The sequence below is a fragment of the Photobacterium sp. 2_MG-2023 genome (genome assembly GCF_030547675.1).
In the GTDB taxonomy this organism is placed as follows: Bacteria; Pseudomonadota; Gammaproteobacteria; order Enterobacterales; family Vibrionaceae; genus Photobacterium; species Photobacterium arenosum.
The window spans coordinates 1-23,182 of record NZ_JAUOQQ010000009.1; the positions used below are offsets into that span (position 1 = coordinate 1).

The 23,182-nt window shown below is 52.3% G+C and carries 19 protein-coding genes and 2 CRISPR repeat arrays; of the genes, 5 read left to right on the forward strand and 14 right to left on the reverse strand.

Annotated elements, in window-relative coordinates; all coding sequences use genetic code 11:
- The first annotated feature begins 945 nt into the window (after positions 1-945).
- Positions 946-1,593: a MalM family protein gene (locus Q4491_RS08960; RefSeq protein ID WP_192014503.1), complete on the forward strand. Its 648-nt coding sequence runs from the start codon at positions 946-948 to the stop codon at positions 1,591-1,593.
- Positions 1,594-1,616: 23 nt separating this feature from the next.
- Here the strand turns inward: Q4491_RS08960 and Q4491_RS08965 are convergent, their stop codons facing one another.
- On the reverse strand, positions 1,617-1,973 hold the full coding sequence (locus tag Q4491_RS08965; RefSeq protein WP_192014504.1) for a hypothetical protein: 357 nt from the start codon (positions 1,971-1,973) through the stop codon (positions 1,617-1,619).
- A 185-nt stretch (positions 1,974-2,158) separates the two neighbouring features.
- Here Q4491_RS08965 and Q4491_RS08970 point away from each other — a divergent pair, with 185 nt between their 5' ends.
- Entirely contained in the window at positions 2,159-2,449 is a 291-nt protein-coding gene (locus tag Q4491_RS08970; RefSeq protein ID WP_192014505.1) for a hypothetical protein, read from the forward strand.
- Positions 2,450-2,547: 98 nt separating this feature from the next.
- Here Q4491_RS08970 and Q4491_RS08975 read toward each other — a convergent pair whose 3' ends face one another.
- Entirely contained in the window at positions 2,548-3,747 is a 1,200-nt protein-coding gene (locus Q4491_RS08975; RefSeq protein WP_303456697.1) for a type III PLP-dependent enzyme, read from the reverse strand.
- Between the two features lie 1,004 nt (positions 3,748-4,751).
- Here Q4491_RS08975 and Q4491_RS08980 point away from each other — a divergent pair.
- From Q4491_RS08980 to Q4491_RS08990, 3 genes are read left to right on the forward strand one after another with little or no spacing between them, the layout of a single operon-like run.
- Positions 4,752-5,033: a type II toxin-antitoxin system Phd/YefM family antitoxin gene (locus Q4491_RS08980; protein WP_303456699.1), complete on the forward strand. Its 282-nt coding sequence runs from the start codon at positions 4,752-4,754 to the stop codon at positions 5,031-5,033.
- On the forward strand, positions 5,011-5,361 hold the full coding sequence (locus tag Q4491_RS08985) for a type II toxin-antitoxin system RelE/ParE family toxin (protein ID WP_192014508.1): 351 nt from the start codon (positions 5,011-5,013) through the stop codon (positions 5,359-5,361). Before Q4491_RS08980 ends, Q4491_RS08985 begins: the two co-directional genes overlap by 23 nt.
- 19 nt (positions 5,362-5,380) lie before the next feature.
- Positions 5,381-5,851 (forward strand): hypothetical protein, encoded by a 471-nt coding sequence (locus Q4491_RS08990; protein ID WP_303456702.1) that lies wholly within the window; start codon positions 5,381-5,383, stop codon positions 5,849-5,851.
- Between the two features lie 370 nt (positions 5,852-6,221).
- Here the strand turns inward: Q4491_RS08990 and Q4491_RS08995 are convergent, their stop codons facing one another.
- From Q4491_RS08995 to Q4491_RS09050, 12 genes are all read right to left on the reverse strand, one after another.
- On the reverse strand, positions 6,222-6,626 hold the full coding sequence (locus tag Q4491_RS08995) for a type II toxin-antitoxin system HicB family antitoxin (protein WP_303456705.1): 405 nt from the start codon (positions 6,624-6,626) through the stop codon (positions 6,222-6,224).
- Positions 6,627-6,667: 41 nt separating this feature from the next.
- The gene (locus Q4491_RS09000; protein WP_218386760.1) at positions 6,668-6,847 is read right to left on the reverse strand and encodes a type II toxin-antitoxin system HicA family toxin; all 180 of its coding nucleotides are present in this window, start codon (positions 6,845-6,847) and stop codon (positions 6,668-6,670) included.
- A gap of 109 nt (positions 6,848-6,956) precedes the next feature.
- Positions 6,957-8,998: a CRISPR direct-repeat array (repeat unit 29 nt; unit sequence CGGTTCATCCCCGTACTCACGGGGAACAC).
- A 74-nt stretch (positions 8,999-9,072) separates the two neighbouring features.
- Positions 9,073-9,372, reverse strand: coding sequence for a type I-E CRISPR-associated endoribonuclease Cas2e (gene cas2e, locus Q4491_RS09005; RefSeq protein WP_218387134.1), 300 nt, complete (start codon positions 9,370-9,372; stop codon positions 9,073-9,075).
- Between the two features lie 2 nt (positions 9,373-9,374).
- On the reverse strand, positions 9,375-10,295 hold the full coding sequence (gene cas1e, locus Q4491_RS09010) for a type I-E CRISPR-associated endonuclease Cas1e (protein ID WP_218387133.1): 921 nt from the start codon (positions 10,293-10,295) through the stop codon (positions 9,375-9,377).
- Between the two features lie 54 nt (positions 10,296-10,349).
- The gene (gene cas6e, locus Q4491_RS09015; protein ID WP_303456717.1) at positions 10,350-11,024 is read right to left on the reverse strand and encodes a type I-E CRISPR-associated protein Cas6/Cse3/CasE; all 675 of its coding nucleotides are present in this window, start codon (positions 11,022-11,024) and stop codon (positions 10,350-10,352) included.
- Positions 11,011-11,802 (reverse strand): type I-E CRISPR-associated protein Cas5/CasD, encoded by a 792-nt coding sequence (gene cas5e, locus Q4491_RS09020; protein ID WP_218387129.1) that lies wholly within the window; start codon positions 11,800-11,802, stop codon positions 11,011-11,013. The genes cas6e and cas5e overlap by 14 nt, the downstream gene beginning before the upstream one ends.
- A 12-nt stretch (positions 11,803-11,814) precedes the next feature.
- Positions 11,815-12,849, reverse strand: a complete 1,035-nt coding sequence (gene cas7e / locus Q4491_RS09025; RefSeq protein WP_303456719.1) for a type I-E CRISPR-associated protein Cas7/Cse4/CasC — start codon at positions 12,847-12,849, stop codon at positions 11,815-11,817.
- 25 nt (positions 12,850-12,874) lie between these two features.
- The gene (casB, locus tag Q4491_RS09030; protein WP_303456722.1) at positions 12,875-13,435 is read right to left on the reverse strand and encodes a type I-E CRISPR-associated protein Cse2/CasB; all 561 of its coding nucleotides are present in this window, start codon (positions 13,433-13,435) and stop codon (positions 12,875-12,877) included.
- Positions 13,435-15,030, reverse strand: coding sequence for a type I-E CRISPR-associated protein Cse1/CasA (gene casA / locus Q4491_RS09035; RefSeq protein ID WP_303456725.1), 1,596 nt, complete (start codon positions 15,028-15,030; stop codon positions 13,435-13,437). The genes casB and casA overlap by 1 nt, the downstream gene beginning before the upstream one ends.
- Positions 15,030-17,768 (reverse strand): CRISPR-associated helicase Cas3', encoded by a 2,739-nt coding sequence (gene cas3, locus Q4491_RS09040; protein ID WP_303456728.1) that lies wholly within the window; start codon positions 17,766-17,768, stop codon positions 15,030-15,032. The genes casA and cas3 overlap by 1 nt, the downstream gene beginning before the upstream one ends.
- A gap of 158 nt (positions 17,769-17,926) precedes the next feature.
- Positions 17,927-20,032: direct repeats of the CRISPR family, unit length 29 nt; unit sequence CGGTTCATCCCCGTACTCACGGGGAACAC.
- A gap of 125 nt (positions 20,033-20,157) precedes the next feature.
- A complete protein-coding gene (locus Q4491_RS09045) occupies positions 20,158-21,942 on the reverse strand; it encodes a family 20 glycosylhydrolase (RefSeq protein WP_303456732.1) in 1,785 nt (594 codons plus the stop codon).
- Positions 21,943-21,951: 9 nt separating this feature from the next.
- Positions 21,952-23,031 (reverse strand): ROK family transcriptional regulator, encoded by a 1,080-nt coding sequence (locus Q4491_RS09050; RefSeq protein WP_192017170.1) that lies wholly within the window; start codon positions 23,029-23,031, stop codon positions 21,952-21,954.
- Positions 23,032-23,182 lie beyond the last annotated feature (151 nt).

A 23,182-nucleotide genomic window follows, 5' to 3' on the forward strand; every position in this document is an offset into this window, starting at 1 on the left:
TGTTGTTTGGCGATTACACGATAACTTATCCAACCGTTTTTCGTATCTGTTTCCCGCTAATCCGAGATGAACCTTTTTTATACCTGCGTCTCGTCAAAAATTCGTCACACGCCACTAATCCCCTGAACTTCAACGTCAAAAACCCCTACATTCAACGCCATTACTATGTCCAACCACAGGTTTTTGCGAGCAATATCACTTTCCATTGAGCAACGATGTGCATTACAATCTGTTGGTCGTCAAAAAACACACGAAAAAAGGAAAAAAAATGTGTTGTGATTCCCCTGATTTAATGCGGGTTAAACGCGCCATCTGGCAACGATTAACCTGTAAAGCCATCTACCTTTGTAAAAACTGCAACAAGAAAACGAAAGTCTAACGCTGCATCAATCAGATTCCGGCCTTCTGAGTTCCCCTCCTTTTGAGCTTTACCATTCATTTTCAATGGGAGCAAAGCTCCCATTAACGCCTGAACGAACGCCTGAACACTTCCTGTCCTCTTCCCTCTTACCCTGCTTACCCTGCTTACACAGTCCCGATACTTCATACGCAATGTCTTGTTTCAAAAGTCTAAGAAGCAAAAAACCGCTACGCAAAGTCAATTTAACGTCACGTAGCAGTCAGCTTTATGTCACCAAGAAAACCGATGTGATATCTGTCACACTGATAAGTAAGGTGACGGATTACACTGGCGGCATCCGTCTCTGTTGAAAGATCTGAGGGAACAATGTGTTGCGATAATCCAATGCTCTACCGTGTGAAACGAACACTATGGGAAAAGTTTACCTGCCGTGCAATCTACCGCTGCAAGACATGCAATACGAAAATGAAAGTGTGAGGAAAAGGACGGCTGGCTTTACCAGCGGCTTGTCGCGCTGAACACCATCAACCGCAGCAGCAGATGCTATGTTTGAAACATGGTGGTAAAACACTACTGAGGCCAATATGCGCTTCCTGCCTGCTTGCTTACTGGCACTGATATTAACAAGTTGTTCGCTGACAGACGGCTTTAGTCCCAACACGGTCAATGGCGTGCCCAATATCAGTGTCACTGAATCAAAAAATGCACGTCAGCACTTAGACTCAGCGACCAGATTGTTTACCGTCGTGAGGGAATTACCTTCGCTGGACTGCTGCGATGAATTACCCGTGCTTTTTACCCTCTCGCGCGATGATGTGATCGCAGAACTATCGTCCGGACGCAGTTTCGTCAAACTGATAAAACTCACCCCTCACCTCAGACGGCAAGATCTGATATTGACAAGCCTCGTCAGCCAGACTGTCTTTGCCCCTCAAGTGCAGTTTTATACCGAAGATTTCCTGCTGATCGACAGCCTGACAGCCTATCGCTACCGCCCTTTCTCCTATCAGGAGCCGGATAGACTCGAAATCACCCTGCCTCTCAGTTTGTACCATCCTCCGGTTCACTATGTACTGGTTTACACCAGCCAGAGCGAAATGGACACCTACACCCCCTTGCTTGACATTGAATCCAAGTATGATCGCAACCTGGGTCTGGATATCATGCCCCGCCCCTGGTTCATTGCCCCACACGCACCAACAGGAACGCTGATTTTGAACCGTGCCAAATAATCGGCCTCAGATGACATCCATGATTATTGGTCGTAACGCCAGCGCGGCGGAAATGTCTGGTTCATCACCAGCGAATCGTCCACCAGTTCAAACTGCAGTTTTGCTTCGTTCTTTGAGACATGATCCACAATTAGGCAAGCCTCAAAGATCGACCAGTTAAAATCTACTGTCACAGTGACCTTTGTTCCCGCAATAACAATGTCTTTTATCGTCATCGAATCCGGCACAATGCTCATGTGCCGATCATCCGTCCAGGCCAGTTGATGAAGCAATGGCTGAAACTCACTTTCCGCCGACTTCACCGCCGCGTTAATCTGCGCATCACGATCCGGCAACTCAGTATTGAGTGCCAGTACCAGCGATAAAACTTGATCACTCATAATGTGTCCTCGTCTCTGTCATCACAATCAGCATATCAGTAAACAGCGAGCAAGGCGCTCACCTTAAATTGTCTGTGAATACCTCACGATCCTTGTGCCAGCCGGCAAAGCAATCGCCAGCATGCCCTCCCCAAAATCAGCGACTACACTCAAGTCATCTGTTCTGTCGATTTGCAGGTACTTCTATGGATAACAAAGAAAAAGAGGCGGGGATTTTACAGGCTCTGGCTGTGCGCCTGGAATCTCAGCGTTTACCCAGAGCATTAGCCATGAAAAAGCGGGTAGACAATGGTGAAACCCTGAATGAACATGATATTCAATTTCTGAAAGAAGTCTTCGAAGATGCTCAGCGCATCATGCCTATTGTTGAGCGCCACCCCGAGTGGCAAAACCTGGTCACGAGCCTTATCGGGCTGTATCAGGAAATCACCAGCAAAGCGCTTGAAAATGAAGAGCATCAAAAAGGCAAGACTTAGCCTTCGATGAGCGATTGCACCGCCATTCTCTGTATCTAACCGCGTAGAACAAGCCGCAAAGAAAAAGCCCCCACCGAAGTGAGGGCTTACTGATTCCATCAGCCAATCATACGTTCGCAGCTTTGGTCATGCTCATTGAGCAATACCGTCTGCGCACGTTTAAAGAAGTTAAAATCGGTCGCGGTCGCGCTGGTGTAAGCGCCCATCATGCGGCCGATGATCACATCACCGTTATCCAGTTTCGGCAGCATGATATTTTCAGCGATCACATCAATGCTGTCGCAGGTCGGGCCGGCCAGTACACTCGGCGCATACTCACCATCCTGCTTCAGAGTCACCAGCGGATACTGGGCGTCGTCAAACATCAAACCACTGAACGAACCATAAATCCCGTCGTCCAGGTAATACCACATCTGGCCATCACGCTCAGCCTGCCCCATCACGGACGCGACACTGGTGACCGACTGCGCCACAATAAAGCGGCCCGGTTCTGCCAGCACCTGAACCGTTTCAGGCAGTTCGTTCAGCGCCTCGTTAATCGGCACACAGAACTGGTCAATCGGCATCACCTGCTGCGAGTAAGAAACCGGAAAACCGCCGCCAATGTCCAGCGTGCTCAGCGCCGGTAAACCACGTTCCACCACCTGCTCCATCACTTGCTTACAAGTGCGGATCGCATCAACGTATTTCTGCGGATGCAGGGTTTGTGATCCCACATGGAACGACAGGCCTTTAATACGGATATTCCAGGCTTGAGCCGTTTCAATAATCGTCAGCGCCTGCTCCGGTGAACAGCCAAACTTCTTCGACAAATCAGCAAAGGCCTCAGCGTTACGGAAACTCAGACGCACCAGCAATTCAACGTCGTTGTGATACGGTTTGAACTTCGCCAGCTCGTTCAGGTTATCCACCACAAACACAGTGCAGCCGTACGCCAGCGCGTCGCGAATATCAGCGTCACGCTTAATCGGGTGGGTGTGAATAGTGCGCTCGGCAGGTACGCCTTCCTGCGCCACCAGATCCACTTCGCCGCTGGTCGCCAGATCAAAACTGGCCCTTTCTTCCAGCAAAGTTCTCACCACAGCCGGGTGCGGCAGCGGCTTGAGCGCGAAGTGAAGGGTCACATTAGGCAACGCATTATTGAGCGCACGGTACTGCTGGCGAATCACATCGCAATCGAGCAGTAATAACGGCGCACCGAACTGTGCCACTGAAGATTCAATCAATTGAACCTCGTCAGCCGCAAGAGTCTGAGCGGTGAAAGAATGAAAATCTAATACAGAGTGAGCATGAGCCATAGCTGGCCTCCAACAATCGATAGCACTTTTCATCCGCGATGATGAAAAGTGGAGCGTCAAAAAAAGCGCACAAGCGCAGTCAAAGTCACTCTTGGATAGTTGCTCTATCGCCTTGCCACAATATCAGCTGTGATGTACTCGGATTGGCTATCATCAAGAAGCGGCGCGATAGTAAAGTCATCACCTTTTCCACGCAATAAAAAATTGGGCGCACAACACAAAAAATTTTTGTGGTGACGATAGCATTTTATTATGGTGGGTTTAGGTGGTGTGTATTGGTTTGTCGCGCCTAGATTCAGCGCCCCATTCAGCATTTTCTTATGCGCGCCAGATACTCTTTTTAGGCCAAAAGAGTATCCAGAAATGCCTTTTGGTTCTCTGGTGTTGTCCGGGCCGGTTGTAGGCGCTCCCGGCGCCGACAACCTGAAAATTCATCCATGAATTTTTCCCTGGTGTGGGGTTTGCTTGAGCTGAAGTAAACGCGGTACTTCGGAACCGTTTAGCAGCAAGCATGTACTTACTCAGCGAGATTTTTACCCAAAGCGTTTTAACCTCTATGTTCTCATCTGGTAACGCAGGGATATGTAGTGGTATGTCGCGCGTAACCTCAGAGCACACCTCAGCATTTTCTTGTGCGCGCCAGATACTCTTTTTAGGCCAAAAGAGTACCCAGAAATGCCTTTTGGTTCTCTGGTGTTGTCCGGGCCGGTTGTAGGCGCTCCCGGCGCCGACAACCTGAAAATTCATCCATGAATTTTTCCCTGGTGTGGGGATTGCTTGAGCTGAAGTAAACGCGGTACTTCTCGCTCTGCTATCAAATGTGACAACAATCGCGAGTTGAATAGTGGCGACGAAGAAATCTTAACCCCGCTGGATGTGACGTTCGCCGAGCGGCCAGAAAGGAACACCCGCCACAATGGCCTGAATATGGACTAAATTTAGCTTTATGCTAGTCTTCAGGTGTGTTTACATCTGAGAAACCATACGCAAGGCAGGAGAGAACCATGAAAGTGGAAACCATCAGCTATCTCAAAAAGCACGCAGCGAATCTGCCGCTTGATGAACCCATGACGATCACGCAGAACGGGAAACCAGCCTATGTGATTGAATCCTATGAAGAGAGAAAAAAACGCGATGAAGCAGTTGCCTTAATGAAACTGTTGTCCTTCTCGGTTGATGACGCGAACAATGGCCGTGTAATGCCCAGTTCGGACTTCAAACAAAAACTGGCTAAACGTCGTGCTAATTCAGAGAAAAGTGATAATGATCAAGCCAGTACAGATTAATTATACCGACACTTTTGCAAACACCTTTGAAGATGTCATCGACCACTTAGCACCACATACCAGTGAGTCGCAAGTATTGAACAGGCTAGAGAAAACGATAGATAAATTCGAAAATTTAGTAGGCTCAACACCTTACGCCGCCCCAATTTCACAGACCTTGCTGGATCTTGGAATAACCCTATTCAGGGAATACAACAATGACGGTTTTCGTTTGCTTTACCGCGTCATTGAAACGCAAGAGAGCACCATCATTTTCGGTGACGTCTTCCTGACTCAGAAGCAGAATATTGAGCAGGCTTTAATTAACTATTGCCTGTTGCATAAATAATATAAGAGAGCATGATTGCGTGTCTCAGAAGCAGCTAAGTAGATTATTTACCCTCATTTTTGTGCTTACCGGCTTTACTGGTTGCGCACAATCTTCTGTCAATAGCACAGGGGCGGCTAAAAGATGGGATGCTCAATATGAGCATTGCGCTGATATCGCTCGTGCTAATACAGCCGATTTTCCTGACAATACATGGTTTGATTCACTCACCGAGGAAAGCAAGAAATCTGTCATTGGCTATTTGTATAATTACAACCAAAGAATTTGCACCGCAGAACAAACCGAACGGCTTCGCGCTGCGATTGAATACGATAACAATAGCGAGTTGAACAGTGACTACGAAGAAATCTTAACTCCTCTGGATGTGACATTTTCTGATCGACTGGAAGGGATCGAAAAGTCTGAAATCTTAAAAATTCAGGCCCAGTATTCGGAACCATTTAGCATCAGGCATGTGCTTACGCAGCTAGATCTTTATCCAAAGCGTTAAGCTTAACTCTCCACTTTCCCCTTGTGCTCTCATCTGATAACACAGGGGGAAATTTGCATATCGCGGTATGTCACGCTTCAAACTCAGCGCCCCACTCAGCATATTCTTATGCGTGCCAGATACTCTTTTTAGGCCAAAAGAGTACCCAGAAATGCCTTTTGTTCTCTGGTGTTGTCCGGGCCGGTTGTAGGCGCTCCCGGCGCCGACAACCTGAAAATTCATCCATGAATTTTTCCCTGGTGTGGGGATTGCTTGGGCTGAAGCAACTGCTGTGCTTCGGAACGGTTCAGCATCAGGCATGTACTGACTAAGCGAGATTTTTGGGACTGTCCTGAATTTAGGATCACCCACAGATAAAAGCTATCCGCGTTTAACGCTCCAACTCATGACCGGCTGCAATCTGCAAGAAATGCGAACGATCTTTGTACTTCGGATTTTCCTTTACCCGGTCATCTATTTTCTTCAGTAGCAGCCTGGGCAAGGTAACGTTTTTCTTTATCGCTCCCCCCAAATAAGGCTCGATATCAATTTCAACAACACCCCATACCCAGCCCTCATATTCAGCATCACTCTGCCAGTCTGACAAAGCTCTTGGCTTCGGCGGCATATCACCATGCTCAGCCAATCCCTCTAAGTGCAAGTGAGCCGCTTCTTTAGCATTTGCCATGGCCTCTTCCAATGTATCGCCGGCAGAGAAGCAGCCTGGCAAATCAGGAAAAACCACACCATGAGTGTCATCAGAACCGCCTATTTCGATTGCAATTGGATACAACATAAGATCTCCTTCAACAATGAATCACAGAAATTAAGCGGGCTTTACAGTCCCGCCTGTTTCTTAATGGCTTTTACCAACCCCACTCCTAAATCCTTTTTCGGGTGGGGAACCGTTAGCGGCAGTTTATGGCTTGGGTGTCTAAATTGATGATGACTTCCTTTCACTCTGACCAACACCCAACCTGCTGCTTCCAGCTCTTTAATTAAGTCTCTGCTTTTCACTGCTCCTCTCTATGCATTTCACCTAGAGTTATAATAACTCTACCTCTTGACATCGGTCAAATGAAGTAACCCTAATAACCCTGAACTATGACAACAAAGTTGCTCCGGTCGATTAATCCTCACACTTACGGGGAACAGCGATACTGCGGACGTATTCAGCTGGTAACGAACGGTTCATCCCCGTACTCACGGGGAACACTGATACTGAAACTCGCCCTGATGCACTCAGCACGGTTCATCCCCGTACTCACGGGGAACACTGTTTTTTATCAGCCCTCAGACCAGAGATTTTCGGTTCATCCCCGTACTCACGGGGAACACTATCGCAGCCATCACGGCTATTTCAGTGCGCTCGGTTCATCCCCGTACTCACGGGGAACACATCTGGCACTCGCCCTGGTTAGGGTTTGCAAACGGTTCATCCCCGTACTCACGGGGAACACTTGCAAGCGCTGGGGAAAGTCTCGGCCAAGTTCGGTTCATCCCCGTACTCACGGGGAACACATTTTTAAAGTAAGTTTGCGGCCTTTCCCTACCGGTTCATCCCCGTACTCACGGGGAACACTTTGTATCGCGCGAAACATACAAGCACCTGATCGGTTCATCCCCGTACTCACGGGGAACACGATTCACAATAGCATTAGGTATCTAACCAAATCGGTTCATCCCCGTACTCACGGGGAACACCTAACGGCCATACACAGGTGGCGCAGGGTCAGCGGTTCATCCCCGTACTCACGGGGAACACTTGAAAGGTTCGGGTCTCTAAAAACTGACTGTCGGTTCATCCCCGTACTCACGGGGAACACCCCAGGTGCTGGTCTGGGTGGTCGCCGTCCCGCGGTTCATCCCCGTACTCACGGGGAACACATGGCCGCCAGCACACCCGGGTTGCCTTTGCCCGGTTCATCCCCGTACTCACGGGGAACACCGTTTCCTGCGACTGGTTTAAATGCGGCGTGGCGGTTCATCCCCGTACTCACGGGGAACACTATTTTCTTGCGCCTAACTCCTAGCCTCAACGCGGTTCATCCCCGTACTCACGGGGAACACTAATGGAACGTTAGGCCAATGCCCGATTTACTCGGTTCATCCCCGTACTCACGGGGAACACCATATCAAGATCGCTCTTGTCGCCGGATACCTCGGTTCATCCCCGTACTCACGGGGAACACATAGCGTAACGGAATGGACAAATGCGCTGGCCCGGTTCATCCCCGTACTCACGGGGAACACTTTTTTTTCCCATTTCCCAGAGGCGTTACGCTCGGTTCATCCCCGTACTCACGGGGAACACCCGAACAAGATGGCGCCCAAAGACCGGAAAGACGGTTCATCCCCGTACTCACGGGGAACACTCGAGGTAATCCGCAAAGCTCTGCTCTTTCAGCGGTTCATCCCCGTACTCACGGGGAACACTCAATCTGAACCATGCCCTTGTATTGCCCAGGCGGTTCATCCCCGTACTCACGGGGAACACTGCGCACTATACAGCAGCCCCAGAACTCAGGGCGGTTCATCCCCGTACTCACGGGGAACACGAATTTGATAGCGGCCGGCATTTGACCCTGAGCGGTTCATCCCCGTACTCACGGGGAACACACCTGTTGAGTGTCGGCCCAGGCGTCATTAAACGGTTCATCCCCGTACTCACGGGGAGCACCCGACCATGGGGGCTGCTGTGCCGATCAGCTGCGGTTCATCCCCGTACTCACGGGGAACACCGTCATGGGGAGGCGTTGATATGCCTATTTTGCGGTTCATCCCCGTACTCACGGGGAACACCTACAGCAGGTACATCCAAGATAAAACAATCACGGTTCATCCCCGTACTCACGGGGAACACTGAGTCCTGGCCGAAAATAACACAGATCCTAGCGGTTCATCCCCGTACTCACGGGGAACACTTGTTTTTCGGTGCTGGGATCGCCGCCGAGTCCGGTTCATCCCCGTACTCACGGGGAACACCGGTGGTGAAAGTCCACAATGCGGTCGGTTACCGGTTCATCCCCGTACTCACGGGGAACACAATGACCACTGGCGGCGCTTCAGTGACCTTAACGGTTCATCCCCGTACTCACGGGGAACACCAGATAAAGCGTTTAACTTTGGAGAAAAAGCGCGGTTCATCCCCGTACTCACGGGGAACACTCTAATTTTAGATCATTGTTCTATATAGACTTTTCTCACCTCAAAAATTCTACCAGACTTTTCACCTTTGAAAACTACGCATCTGAGGCATCAACCGGCTTGAACAGTACGAGGCGTAAGCCATCCATATCGACGGGTTCACGGCGATTTTCGCCGTAAGTCTGAAAGTCAAATCCCGACTCGGTATTGGTTGCCCAACTCATCACGGCATTGCCGTCTTCGGCCAGTTCAGTCACCTGTTCCCAGATCATTTCACGCACCCGGCGCGACACATCCCCTACATACACACCGGCGCGCACTTCTAACAGCCAAACGGCCAGTCGACCCCGCAATCTGGGCGGCACCGCTTCGGTGACAACCACCAGCATACTCATGACTATTTACTCCTGTGTCCGGCATCGCCAATCGACTTCGGCTCAGGAATTGCTGGCGGCTGTGCATCTTCCGGCGGCAGTGGTGGTTCAATTTCCCCAGCACTCAACACCTCCTCGATCAATGGAATCAACCGCCTCAGCACCTTGTCGGAACGAAAGAGTTCGCGACAGGCCAGCCGGACTTCTCGATCCGGCGATCGGGGTTGTTTCGCAGCAATTTTGAAGGCAATCGGCACCACGGTTTCAAACTTCAAAATATCCGCAATATCATAGACAAATGACAGCGGTTTCCCGGTATGAATAAAGCCAATCGCAGGCGCATAACCGGCTGCCAGAATCGCAGCTTCAGTGACCCCATACAGACAGGACGTCGCCGCACTGATGCATTGATTGACCACATCCCCTCTGGCCCAATCGTTCGGATCGTAATTGCGGCCTTTCCAGTCGACACCATACTGCTTTGCCAGCATTTGATAGGTCTGCCGCACGCGGGAACCTTCAATGCCGCGTAACTGTTCCACACTGCGCCGTTCTGGGGCCGGTTCGCCGAAACGCAGTTCAAACATTTTCCGCACCACTTTTAACCGCAAGTCCGGATCCAGAGCCAGTTTCGCCTGATACAGTAAGCGGTCACTCCTTGCCCCACCCGGCTGACCAACGGAATACAACCGGACACCTGCTTCCCCCACCCAAATCAGCAAAGTCCCCGTTGTAGCGGCCAGTTTGACAGCAGCATGACTGATCCGCGTGCCCGGCTCCAGCATGATGCACACGATAGAGCCGACCGGGATATGCATCCGCTCGCCATTGACTTCATCGATCACCACAAAAGCCCCGTCGCGGACATCTATCCGTCCCATCCCGACAAAAATCATCGAATTGCGATCTTTAATCGGGATCGGTTTCAGCGGAATAAAAGCCATTTCACCTCCCTGTCAAAACACAGGGCCATGATTATGATGGCCCTGAAAGCTCGTCTAAATTGAACGAATCAGCATCAGCCCGCACCCCATCGCTTTAGCGCGCCCAAAGCCCTGCGAATACTGAGCCAGGAAACGTTCCGGATCTGTGACCGTCAGGATGCCCTGAAAATCCACACTAGAGAACTGAACCGGGCGGCCAGATTTTTTCTGACTTTTATGCTGGGTATAGCGCTCAATCTCCGGTAGCACATCCAGTTGAATACCCCAGGTGGCTAAGCGTTTTTCATCGCAGATCCACTGCTGTGCTGCCTCAATCATCAGCGCTTTTTCTGCTTCCCGTTCGGTTTTACCGGGCTGCTTTATCTGATATTTCGCATGCATCATCACATCGTGACGGCGGCTTTTACCCTGTTCGTCCGTCACACAAATGGTCGGGTTCACCCGCAACTTGAAGGCCAGCCGCTGTCCGGTCTGAATCTGAGGGGAAAACACCTTGGTCTGAACCAGAAAAACCGGCAGATCTTGCGTGGGCGCAATCTGAGACAATACATAAAATTCAGGTCGTCCGCCTGACCCGATTTCTTCCCGGAACAGGAAAGGGCGATCGCTTGCGTGTGTAAAGAGCTGCCATAACATCTGATGGCCTGAATAAGCACCATTGCCGCCGAACCGGGCAAACAGCGCCGCAGCCTGTCCCGACGAAACAAGCGTCACTTTAGACAGATACATGCCCATCCTCCTTCCCTGTTTCTTCAGAGCCATGCAATTCGGATCCAGCCACTTCAGAAACCGACAACTGATACATAGCCCGCTGCCGGAACTGCCAGCGCTGGCGATGGACCGGTTCATCCCAAGGGTGCACCGTCAGTACACGCTTGTCTTCAATCGCATGCTTATCCCCTTCCCAGAAATAGGTCACCCGGCCGGTATGACCCAACCAGAATGCATCTTCTTTCTCTGAGCGGGTCAAAGCCGGAAATGACGTGTCCAACGCATCTTTCAGCGATCGGTTTTCGATAACTTTTGGCATCAGCGGTAAGGCTGGCGGACAAGATTTCCGCCCCAGACACAGCGTGAATACCGGTTTGAGCAACGCAGCCTGCAACTGAACCAGACTGATACTTGCCTTATCGGTAAGCGACACCGCAACGATCCACAGCCCGTCACAGCGGTAATCCCGGCTCGACAGCACGGTATTGAGTTTGTCTTCACTGAGTTCGCTTTTACGGGAACGGTGCACCACTTTATTGCTCTGTGAAGGTACCTGCGCCGTGTGATAATCCCGCATCAAGGTGCTGGGCGTGGTCTGTTTCACGGCCACTTCAACACTGTACTGCAACGCTTTCAGCCCGGCTTCATCCTCTCGCCGGATCCCCAGCGCTGCACCTAACAAGCCAAGAATTGCTGAACGGGTCGGCTGAATCCCGGTCGGGCGGTCACCGCCCACCGCAGCTTGTCCCCAGCTCGCCAACGGGCCGTATAATCGAAAAACCAAATAGTTCTTCATCCTGCCTCCGGTTTATTCCGCCACAAAACTCAGCAATTCAGCCAGTGAACCTTCTCCGGTAAAGGCATTCAGCGAATAGCGTGCATCTGCACAGTCGCCGTACACGCGATCAAATTTCTCTGCTTGCGTAACCAGCGCGCTCACAGCCGCTTCACCCTGATCATCTTCTTGCACAGGCTTGAGGAAAGCAACGGACAACTGACGCGGTTGCTGCTCCCCTTTCTCTGCCAGCACAAAACTGGCATACGCACGGGAGGCAAAGCTGTTTTGTTTCCCGGTTGGTGACACCTTCACAGCGGCTTCAGTCAGGGCACGGATCGCCCGGTTTGCCAGTGTTTCATCACCGCCCAGGTTTTCAACCAGCAATGTTTTGTTAATGCAGATATAACTGTAGAACAGAGCAGCAGCAAAGCCCTGCTCACCGATATGCGCGGAACCAGCATCCGCTTTACCGCTGTTCAGATCATCCACCGCAGTAAAGTAATCATCTTCAACCACCACGCTGTGCACACTAATCGCATGGGCGACCTGACAGGCAGCTTCGACATTAAACGCCGGACTAGAGGCTAGCATTCGACCAAACAGGGCAATATCAACCGCAGTTTGCTCTGCTTTCAATAAATTCAACTCATCTGAGTTAGGCGCTCGATTTTCAGCCGCCAGCACCGCAGCCAGCGACAACGCCGCATCCTGTTCCGCCGGGCTGATATGGGCAAGCTGTTCTATTTCAAGCGCATCTTTTTTCCCTTTACCGAATACACCCGCAATCGAACTTGCCCAGGCTTCGGCGTCTTTTTCTTTCACACCGCCCGCCGTCAGGGCTTCAAAAATCTGATGACCGAATCGTTTCGTGCGAATACCCAGTTCTCCCTGCATCGCTTGCTCAAACAGATCAGAGGTGCGCCAGTGACGCTTCAGGCTTTGGGAACTGACACGCAGACGATCAAACCCGCCCATTTTAGCGGTCTTCGGGCGACCTAAGTCGTCTCGATTGAGGTTGGATGGCGCATAAGAGGTCAGCAGGTGTAACTGAATAAATTGGCTCATGATGTGGTCCCTTTCTGAATTTGATTTATTTGCCTGAGGCGGCGCGGTAATAGTCCATTGCCCATTTCACGCTGATGCGTTTATCGGCTTGGCGCGGGCGAAAACCCGTATGTTCCCGATACCAGTGCTCAATATCTTCTGCGAGTTTGATCACGGACACTTGGCCGCCCACCTGCTGCAAGGTCCGGCGCAGACGGCGCAAAAACTCATCCGGTGTTTTAGCGCTCTGCAACTGAGCAAAACGCAGTTCACTCACCACGGATTTATCCCCTTCACCTTTCATGCCTGCCGCCGTGGCAAGATTGATGCTGGTTTCCGTTTTCACATGCACCAAAGCCGCAGCAATTGTCGCCCAGCATTCATAAGATTCCGCGTTCTCTGGCGCCTGAATATCTTCCGGCAACCGTTCCCAGAGCACCCGAAAACCGGGTGACATCATGGCTGCATCAGCCGACTCACAGCGCTTCAGCTGTGCCTTTTGACCGCTGGGAGCCGGGGCAATGCCCTTTTCCTGAAGCTGTGCGGGTGACAGATACATGCTCTGCCACCAGCGATGCACAACATTTTTTGTAGCCTCATCCATCATCAAGCAGTCTCCTTGTTAAATTCGATGTGATGATCCGTGATAAAACGTTTGATTTCTTTCCCGCCAAATAACCAGCCTGCTAACGCCCGACGAGCCTGAATCCGTTTTGCCATGGAACGTTCATTCCCCAGTTCCGACAGTGCATAATCGTCAAACAAGTCCAGACAAACCCGGCGTAAAGCCAGTAACCAGTCTTTGGCCTGCAGCGGTGATAAATCAGATTCATCCTGCGCGGCATTTTCAACCATCTGCTGAACCGCGGTATAAAAAGCCAATTCACTCTGCTGCCAGAACGCCAGATCAATGAAGGCAGTGTCACCTTTGGCCTCGCCGGGTTTATCAAACCAGGCCGCTTTGACTTGGGTCCGGCATTGCCAAAGCGCATTGGAAGCCAGGTTTTGCAATGTTTTCACCTGCTGCACCAAATCTGCCTGCTGTTCGGGCTCGAGCGAGAACAAAGGCAGCACGCTGGCATACCAGCCACGGGCTTTCATGTTGTCCATGTCGTAGCCAAAGGCCCACAGCCGCGGATAATCGCCAATCATTTCCCGGCAGTCATACCCTAATTCATAAAAATGACTGACGACCTGAGCGCAATGCAGCCCTTCCTGAGCACTGCTCAGTGTCAGACTGTCCCAGATTTTATAAGTAATCCCGCCCGGCTGGCCTTTCACTGACAAGTGCTCCTCATCCGGCTTTTTCGGGTTGGATTTGTAAGGCGTGAGCGGATGCGACCAAGTCCCGCTGTAGTTCGCACCATAGTTTTGAGTGCGATAGACAGAGACCGTTTGTGCCGCAGATTCACCGGAAATCTGACAGATTGCGGTTTTCTCTTCAACATCCAGCCGGATTCGCCTTGGCATCGCCCAGTACATGTGAAGCGGATGCACATCGTGCGCGTAAATTTCACTACCTTTTTTCTCACTGGTGCGGGTTGGTGCCAGCCAGGGAAATACGGAGCCATCGTGCAAATCAGGTTCATCGTAACGCCACGTCTCGCGATTAATCACATTGAGCCACAGCTTCTGCCACAACGTTGCCGACACCTGTGCTGGCATGACCAAAGTGGTAAGCGGGCCGCCGCCACGTAGCCCGACCCGGTGCCCGACCCCACCAGCCGGTGCATTGATCTGCAAGGTGAACAGAGCCAGTGCCGCCATTTCCAGTGACATCACTTCACCCACACCGCGCTTAATGAAATGATCCGTATTCAGCTTAATGCCATTCCCGCCGGGCGCCTCAATCAAGAGTCCGGCCACTGTGGTTGGCTTGGCACTTTCCAGCAGGTCAAAATCCTGCATAAACAGCGGACCATCCCCAGTCACGTTGAATGCGTGAGCAACCTTGTCAAACGCCTGTTGCAAAGTCTCAGCATCGGGTGGCGCTTCAAAAAATTCTTCCCACTGTTCTTGATCTTCCGGTGCAAAGACAGTTTGCAACAGCCCGATAGCAAACTGATACGCCGCCCCCTGAAAATCTGCCCTTGGCAGAAAGAAATCCACTATCTCAGGATCGCAAATCGCTGTGATGGGAAGACTCTTTGAACTGCCATCCTGAAGCCTGAATGGCAGCCATGCATCGTGAACTAAGTTCATCACACCTCCTGTGTCTGACGTTCACAAAAACCTGTTGTTGCGTGATAGGTAAAATTCGGGTCTTGCTCCGGCAGCCAGACCGTCATGAATTGAACCTGCCGGTAGCGCTGTTGCAGCGCTTCTACGGCATGTTGCAGATGTTCGGGCACCGGTGCCAGTTTGTCGGCATAGGTCGTTTTTGCCACCTTGGCGGTACTGAGTGCAATGGCAAAACGATCGTCATCCACCCAGGGAACCAGTGCCCCTGCTGGCGTTTCACGAACAAGCAGCACTTCAACCGTTTCCCTGTCGCTGTAGCGGGTGCTGATTTCTGTCATATCTTCAAACCAACCATTCGCACTGCGTTCACAATAACCATATTGCTGCCAGTCAATCAGCACAGATTTTGCCTTCGCACTGATCCCCCGCGCTTTCGCGTAATGATCATCTTCCATGAGCTGCATGGAGGGCGGGATCTGTGCCAGCGATGCGTCACTGTAAACCGCTTCAATCAGCTCACGCGCCTCAGTCGGCATACGGATCGCGCCCAGATGACGCAGCTTGCGTAATCCCAACCATAAACGGCCGGGCGATCGATAAACGGACTGGGTTTGCTGAAAACCCCGGCTCAGCCAGTCGGCTTCGGGTGTGTCGTCCCAATCCGGCGCATGGAGATAGAGCACAGGCGGCTGTCGGGCATCTTGGCAATCTTGCTGATATTCACCCGATGCATTCCGGGTATGGCGATGTAAACGCCCGGTACGCTGAATCAGATCGTCAATCGGGCAGAGATCGGAGATCATCACGTCGGCATCAGCGTCTAAACTTTCCTGAAAAACCTGAGTGGCAATCAGCACTTTGCCCCGGCGATCAGCTGCGTTAGCCTTTTTGCCGAACGTCGCCAGCACCCGGTCTTCTTTTCTCTTACGATCGGCCAGCACAAACCGGCTGTGGAACAACAGGCAGTCGTCCGGATTCGCCATCCGGCTGCATACCGCGTCAAACGCTTCCAATGCATCATTCACCGTATTACGCACCCACACCACGCACTGTCCGGCCTCGACGGCACGAAACAGGGTTTGCAGGCATTCGTCAAAACTGGTCCGATGAACAACGGTCACTTCCCGACTCACCGATGCGCGGCTTGCCAACTTCTGTTCCTGAATGGGTAACACCGAATCAGAAGTAATGTGTGTCGCCAGTGGGTAATCGGTGAATTCGGTTTTCAGCAAAGGTCGGCAAGGCAGTTCAGCCGCTTTCAGCCAGGCATTGCTCAGGCGCTGACGCTGCTTTTGTGACAATGTCGCCGTCAGTAAAATGACCGAACCGCCCTGATGGAAATGCAGCGTCAGCAGACTTTCCAGCAATTCAAACATATACTCATCAGCCGCATGGACTTCATCGAAGATCAGGACCTTCCGGTTCAGCCCCAGTAAACGCAGCGACTGGTGACGCCGGGGCAACACCGCCAGTAATGCCTGATCAATGGTGCCAACCCCCACAGGGGCCAATAAAGCTTTCTTGCGTGAGTCCGACAGCCACTGGTTACACTGCGCAGTGGCCGTGTGATCGCGGCGATCATAATCGGCATCGGCCGGGCCAGAAACGAGCACGGCTTCCCGGAAGCGTTCGTTCATCTCCCGTGCACCGTGTGCCAGCACAATGCTGGGTTGCTGCCCGTCTTCCAGCGCCAGCATCTGAAGATAATGATCGGCAACCCGATCAAACATGGCGTTAGATGTTGCCATCGTCGGCAGACCAAAATAGAAACCATCAGCCACGCCCGACTGCATCAGGCGATGGGTTAATGTGAGTGCCGCTTCTGTTTTCCCGGCACCGGTGACATCTTCCAGAATAAAGAGCTGTGGTGTCTGGCGAATGGGGACAGTTTCAGCCCACGCCTGCAAAGGCGTTGGGTTAAACCCGAAATGTTCATGAACAGAGAGGAAAGGCCGTATCTGAGGTTGCTGGTTTAGGTCGGTATTTGCGAGCGCTTTCTGGGCGCGGAATAATGCCTCTGGCCAGTAATTATTCAATGGCATTGGTTCGTCACAGTATTTAAAAAAATTCTGATCTGAACCTATCCAGTCGGCCAGTACGGCCAGTCCTGCAAACTGCCAGCTCACCTGTTTCAAGCGTTGCCGCCACGTTTTGGACAGGAATTTTTCCAGCGGCAAAGCCGGTTGAAACAGTTCGATGACATCCAGCATGAACTGATGTGCATCATCCAGATTATGTGGTTCAGTAAAGCGTTTGATGGTCCGCGTTTCCTGATGGCTCACAGGTTGCCCATGATGACCCAGCACGCAATCCATCAGAATCATCAGCGTCCCTGCAGCTCGTTTTAATTCGTTTGGGGCACAGACTGTATCACCGAATAAACTTGCCGTGATGTCCTTTTTGCGCTCCTCCCAGAAGTACAGCCCCATCCGGTCATGACGAAATGCTTTGCCGTCGTAGCCTTTAGCTTTCTTTGGATCCTGCAAAGCGATATAACCTGCAGGAGAAAGCAACTGAAACGCCGCTGCGAATTTCCCCAGATCGTGCAGTGCCAGACAAAAAGCCCAGAGACCACGAAGCTGTTCGGGAGTCACTTCCAGAAAGTCGGCCAAATCCTGGGTGAGCGGTTTGTTCGGATCCAGCAACAAGTAGCCGACCGCGGCAACATCCAGGCAGTGGTACGGAAGTAAATGATAATCTGCACCGGGCTGCTCAGGATCGCGTTTGGCTTTTCCCCAATATTGGAAATAAGTTGGCATCACCGCACCACAATCAATCATCTTAAGCCGAACTATACAAATGAAATCAGGTGAATACTGTGATTGAGCTATAAAAGTCGATGGTATGAAATCAATCTCTCTATACCATGCAGTAGAAAACAGGGGGACACCTACACGGAGCATGCAGAGTTGTTGCAATCGTCATCCCCGTACTCACGGGGAACACTAGGTTAGCCGGGAACGGCGCACTGTTCCAGTCGGTTCATCCCCGTACTCACGGGGAACACTTGGCTATGGTTTGCCTGGCCATTCCCGCTGCCGGTTCATCCCCGTACTCACGGGAAACACTTCAAAACGGTCAATCACCCAACGCTGTAACCCGGTTCATCCCCGTACTCACGGGGAACACCGGTCGAGTCCATCCAGCTTGGGGCGAATCTCCGGTTCATCCCCGTACTCACGGGGAACACGTGATAAAACAAAATGCGATCAATCCGAGTCTCGGTTCATCCCCGTACTCACGGGGAACACGGCGCCGATGCCGTGGCCATGATGATTGAGCACGGTTCATCCCCGTACTCACGGGGAACACTGGCGGTAGGCTATAAGGCTTGTTGCCTTCTACGGTTCATCCCCGTACTCACGGGGAACACGCTGCCGCTGGTTACAACGCCGGGCGTGGTCACGGTTCATCCCCGTACTCACGGGGAACACGTGAGCTTGTGACGCTCGTTGCCCGGGTTGAGCGGTTCATCCCCGTACTCACGGGGAACACGCTATCAGGATCTGACGCTAAGCGCTCCCGCTCGGTTCATCCCCGTACTCACGGGGAACACCGCTACGCTCAGCAATGCAAAGAAAAATCGAGCGGTTCATCCCCGTACTCACGGGGAACACCAGAAGAAGTTGGCAAAGCAATCAGGTTTGAGCGGTTCATCCCCGTACTCACGGGGAACACGCTCAAATCCATATCTAAGCATTATAGGGAATCGGTTCATCCCCGTACTCACGGGGAACACCCCGCTTTCCCCTCATGTCCAGATTCAATGGGTGGTTCATCCCCGTACTCACGGGGAACACGCTGTTGATAGTGCCGGAAAGGTTAAAGACTCCGGTTCATCCCCGTACTCACGGGGAACACGCAACAGTAGAGGCAAAGGTTGATTCGATTATTGGTTCATCCCCGTACTCACGGGGAACACGAAGGTGTGCGTAAAGGTGTAGCCGATACATTCGGTTCATCCCCGTACTCACGGGGAACACTTTATTTTTGTCGAGCTGGCCCCAGAAAAAACCGGTTCATCCCCGTACTCACGGGGAACACTCGGCAAAAAAGACGACGGTACATACACACAGCGGTTCATCCCCGTACTCACGGGGAACACTTCACTCGCCCCGTCACGCTTTCAACATAGTTCGGTTCATCCCCGTACTCACGGGGAACACCGACCTCACCGGAAATTATCGAAGAAAATCTACGGTTCATCCCCGTACTCACGGGGAACACCCATACTCCCAAGGGTGGAACGAGAAATCAGGCGGTTCATCCCCGTACTCACGGGGAACACCCCATATTCCGTTCTCATTTATGGGGTTACCGCGGTTCATCCCCGTACTCACGGGGAACACGCTTTGATCCCCCTTACGCGGCGGCGTAAATGCGGTTCATCCCCGTACTCACGGGGAACACGCGGTGAAGACGGTGTCACGGATAACGCATACGCGGTTCATCCCCGTACTCACGGGGAACACTGAAGTTGTAATTGCTTCAGACTGTGGAGAGTCGGTTCATCCCCGTACTCACGGGGAACACTCACATCCATCGAAACCAGATCGGGAAGCACGAGGTTCATCCCCGTACTCACGGGGAACACACATCCATACCAGAGAGGTACTGTCGCCAAACCGGTTCATCCCCGTACTCACGGGGAACACTTGCCGGACTTAGGCCGGATGGATGGCAACAGCGGTTCATCCCCGTACTCACGGGGAACACATGCTCAGGGGCAATGGTGGTGTTAATCAGGTCGGTTCATCCCCGTACTCACGGGGAACACATGCTGTCTCAGAAAGATGAGTCCATTGCAGCCGGTTCATCCCCGTACTCACGGGGAACACGCCGAATAACTCAACAATTAGATCCCGAACCTGCGGTTCATCCCCGTACTCACGGGGAACACCTGATTTCCGGGCCTGTATATCATGACATTGAGCGGTTCATCCCCGTACTCACGGGGAACACGAAGGGGCTGCTAACCCGACCTTACCAATAACCGGTTCATCCCCGTACTCACGGGGAACACCCTAAATATAGGCTATTGTTCTAACAGCATTTATTCAACCAATAAAATTCTACCAAGTTTTGACAGCGAAAATAACCGGTTCATTGAACAGTGCAAAATGGCTCACTAAGAGGTGGCGATTTGGCTTATTGCCCTATTTTATCTGCACACAACTCCCGTAAATACCCCAACCGCGAGGCACTTTGCCGCAGACCGCCGGGGCGGTAATGAAGCAACCACAGATCGGCGTAGGCCTCTTCAACCAGGGCGAGTTTGTCCAGAATGCGGGCTTTTTCTTGCTGCGGTAAAGCGGTGATATCACGATGCCCGGCGTTGGCGTAGCTCAGGGCGATCTGACTGGCCAGCAGCATGCAGTCTGCCGTCCATAACATCTCGGCTTGCAGTGCGGAAGCGGGCAGTCCGGCGATGTCGGCTTTCAGGCTGGATAAGTCGTCCATTGCCGCGGCAATCTGCTCGGCGCTGGCGATCTCGGCGCGGCGGATATGGCGGCCTGAGCGCTGGTCAAACACGAACGGGCCATAGAAGGCGCAGTTCGGCGTGACCACGCCGCTGGTGAGATAGGCATCCTGCAGGCGATCAATCAAAGGCTGTGCCTGCGTGTAGGCTTCCCCAAAGTGAGTGCAAACTAACAGCCCGGCGTTCACACTGGCATGGCGATGCGGATCCCAGGCCATGGCGGCGCCGAACACATAACCGGGTAAGGCGGTGAAATGTTGCTGCGCGTGGCCCATATCGCCCCATTCGGAAATCTGATAACCACAGGCGCCGTATTTCAGGGCCGATTCAGCGGCCCGGCGCATGTGCACTCTGGCGGCCTGCCCCCGGCCAGCCACTGAGGCAAAGGTGTTGGTCGATACCACCACCTGAAACGGGTAGCCAAACTCAGCCAGCTGCCGGTGCTCGTCATCGTAGGGATGATCTTCTTCATAGCCCCAGTTCAGCAACTCCAGATCGCCTGGCAGATGGGGCAAAATGTCCGGGTATTGAAACAGCATATCACTGAAAATCTGGCAGGATTTGCCCCTTGCATGAGCAAGCCCGAGCACTTTATTGAGGTAATTGAGGTAAACCTGTCCTTTGCCCTGCTGCTCACAGGCCTGCTGACTGGCCCCTGCGCCGAGATCCATGGTTTCGTCAAAATTCAGGTTCAGGGTATCGGACGAGAAATTCGGCAACAGGGTATCGAGTAAGCCAGCAATAAATTCAGTGACGCTGTCACTAAGAGGGTTCAGGCCAAAGGATTCTGGCCGGAAGTCGCCCCGATGATCATAAAAGCCGGTTGTCTGCTCAGCGAGGTGCCGGTATTGCGGATGGCACAGCCACTTTTCCATGTGCCCGAAGGTGGCCTGATTGGGGATCAACTCAATGCCCCGCTCCCGGCAATAGCGATCCAGCGCCTGGATCTCTTCGGCTGTCATCGGCGAATAATCCTGCCATACGGCCTGATGCTGCGGATAGGCGAAAGTGTGCTCGGTGTACAGTTGTAACTGGTTGATTCGCAATGCCGACCAGAAGTCCACCAGCTTAAACAAGGCCGCCATGGTCGGTACTTTGTCGCGGCTGATATCGACAATGACCCCGCGTTTGGCAAACGCAGGCTGATCGCTAATAGTCAGTGATGGCACCTGGCCGTGACAGAGCTCGATGAGCTGTGCCAGGCAATGGTGCGCATACAGGCGGCCGGGCTCGTCTGCCATGGCGATTTCAATCCCGCGCGCTGCTACCCGAATCACAAAGCCCTGATCTGGCAGACTGTCATCCTGCCGATAGCTCACGCTCGGCGAGGGGATCACCTGCGCCATCGTAGTAGGGATCACGGCAAGCAAGGCGCTGTAGTCGGTCCGCGCTACACTGTGATCCAGTTTAAGGGTTGCTGGCTGCGGAAAGAGCTGGCTGAAATCCGGGGTCATATTGCGTCCTTACGATAAAATGCGCTGAGCGTCCAGTACCTCGAACAACACCAAGTCTGACGAAGTGATTTTACTCCATGCCAGAGCGGCAGCGCCCGCCGATACGGCTTGCGTACCCAGTGTCGAAATCTCTGTGGCCGGTTGCCAGGTCTGATGACCTTTGAATGCGGCCAAATTGGCGTGAATCAGCCGTTCAATGTCCCTGACATAGGGCTCAACTTCGCCACCAAAAACGATCTGGTGCACATTAAGCAACCGGCCTAAGGTGGCTAATTTATCAACAAACTGGGCCAGTATCTCAGGCTCGCTCACCGGGCTCTGATGCGGCCCGGTTTCGACATCGAACTGGCCAGACAGGCAGTCATCACCGTAAAACAGCTGGCCGTTCAGTACGAACCCCAGCCCGATGCCCAGATGTCGGCTGTCGTCATGGCGGTGGTGCGAGGTGAACAGCACGTACAACAGATTGCCGCTGCCCTGTGGCCGCGACAGCATAATCTGCCCCCAGGCCGCACAGTTGGCGTCGTTATCGCAGTACACTGGGTAGCCGAGTTGTGCCGAGAGCCGCTCTGCCAGAGCGACAGGTTGCGAGATCTCAAAGGCGCTGGAAACAGAGACGACCCCGGTATCCGGTGTGACCAGACCCGGCATCCCCAGGCCGATTGCCAGTACCTTCCCCCAGCGGCTTTCTACCTCGCGAAGCACAGGCGCCAGCACATCTCCCAGCTGCTCAAGCGGTTGCGTGCCGGGGTGATAGCTCACTATCTTGCGGTACAGGATCTGACAGGCAAGGTTAAGCACCGACAGGTTGATCTGGCTGTCGGTTAGCTCTACGCCAACCAGAACACCGAGTTGCTTGTTCAGTTGCAAAGACACCTTTGGCCGTCCGCTCTGGGGGGGGCCGTTCCGGTTGGACACTTCAGTAATCAGTTGTTTCTCTGCCAGCGAACTGACGATTTTAGTAATTGTCGATTTATCCAGTCCCAGCCGGTCTGCAATATCAATACGGGAAATGTTCTGGTATCGCCACAGCACGTCTATAACGCGAGAGGTGTTAACCTGTTTGATGTTTGGTGCCTTTCTAATCATTTAGTTTCCATTAGAAACTTATTGTGTTGAATTTATTGTTAATCAATCTCTCCGCTGAATTCAAGGCTTAATTTCCCTTATTTCTAACTCTGTTAACTTAACCATGCATTCCAAGGTTACCCTTATAATTGTTATCTGCTTGTTAACATAA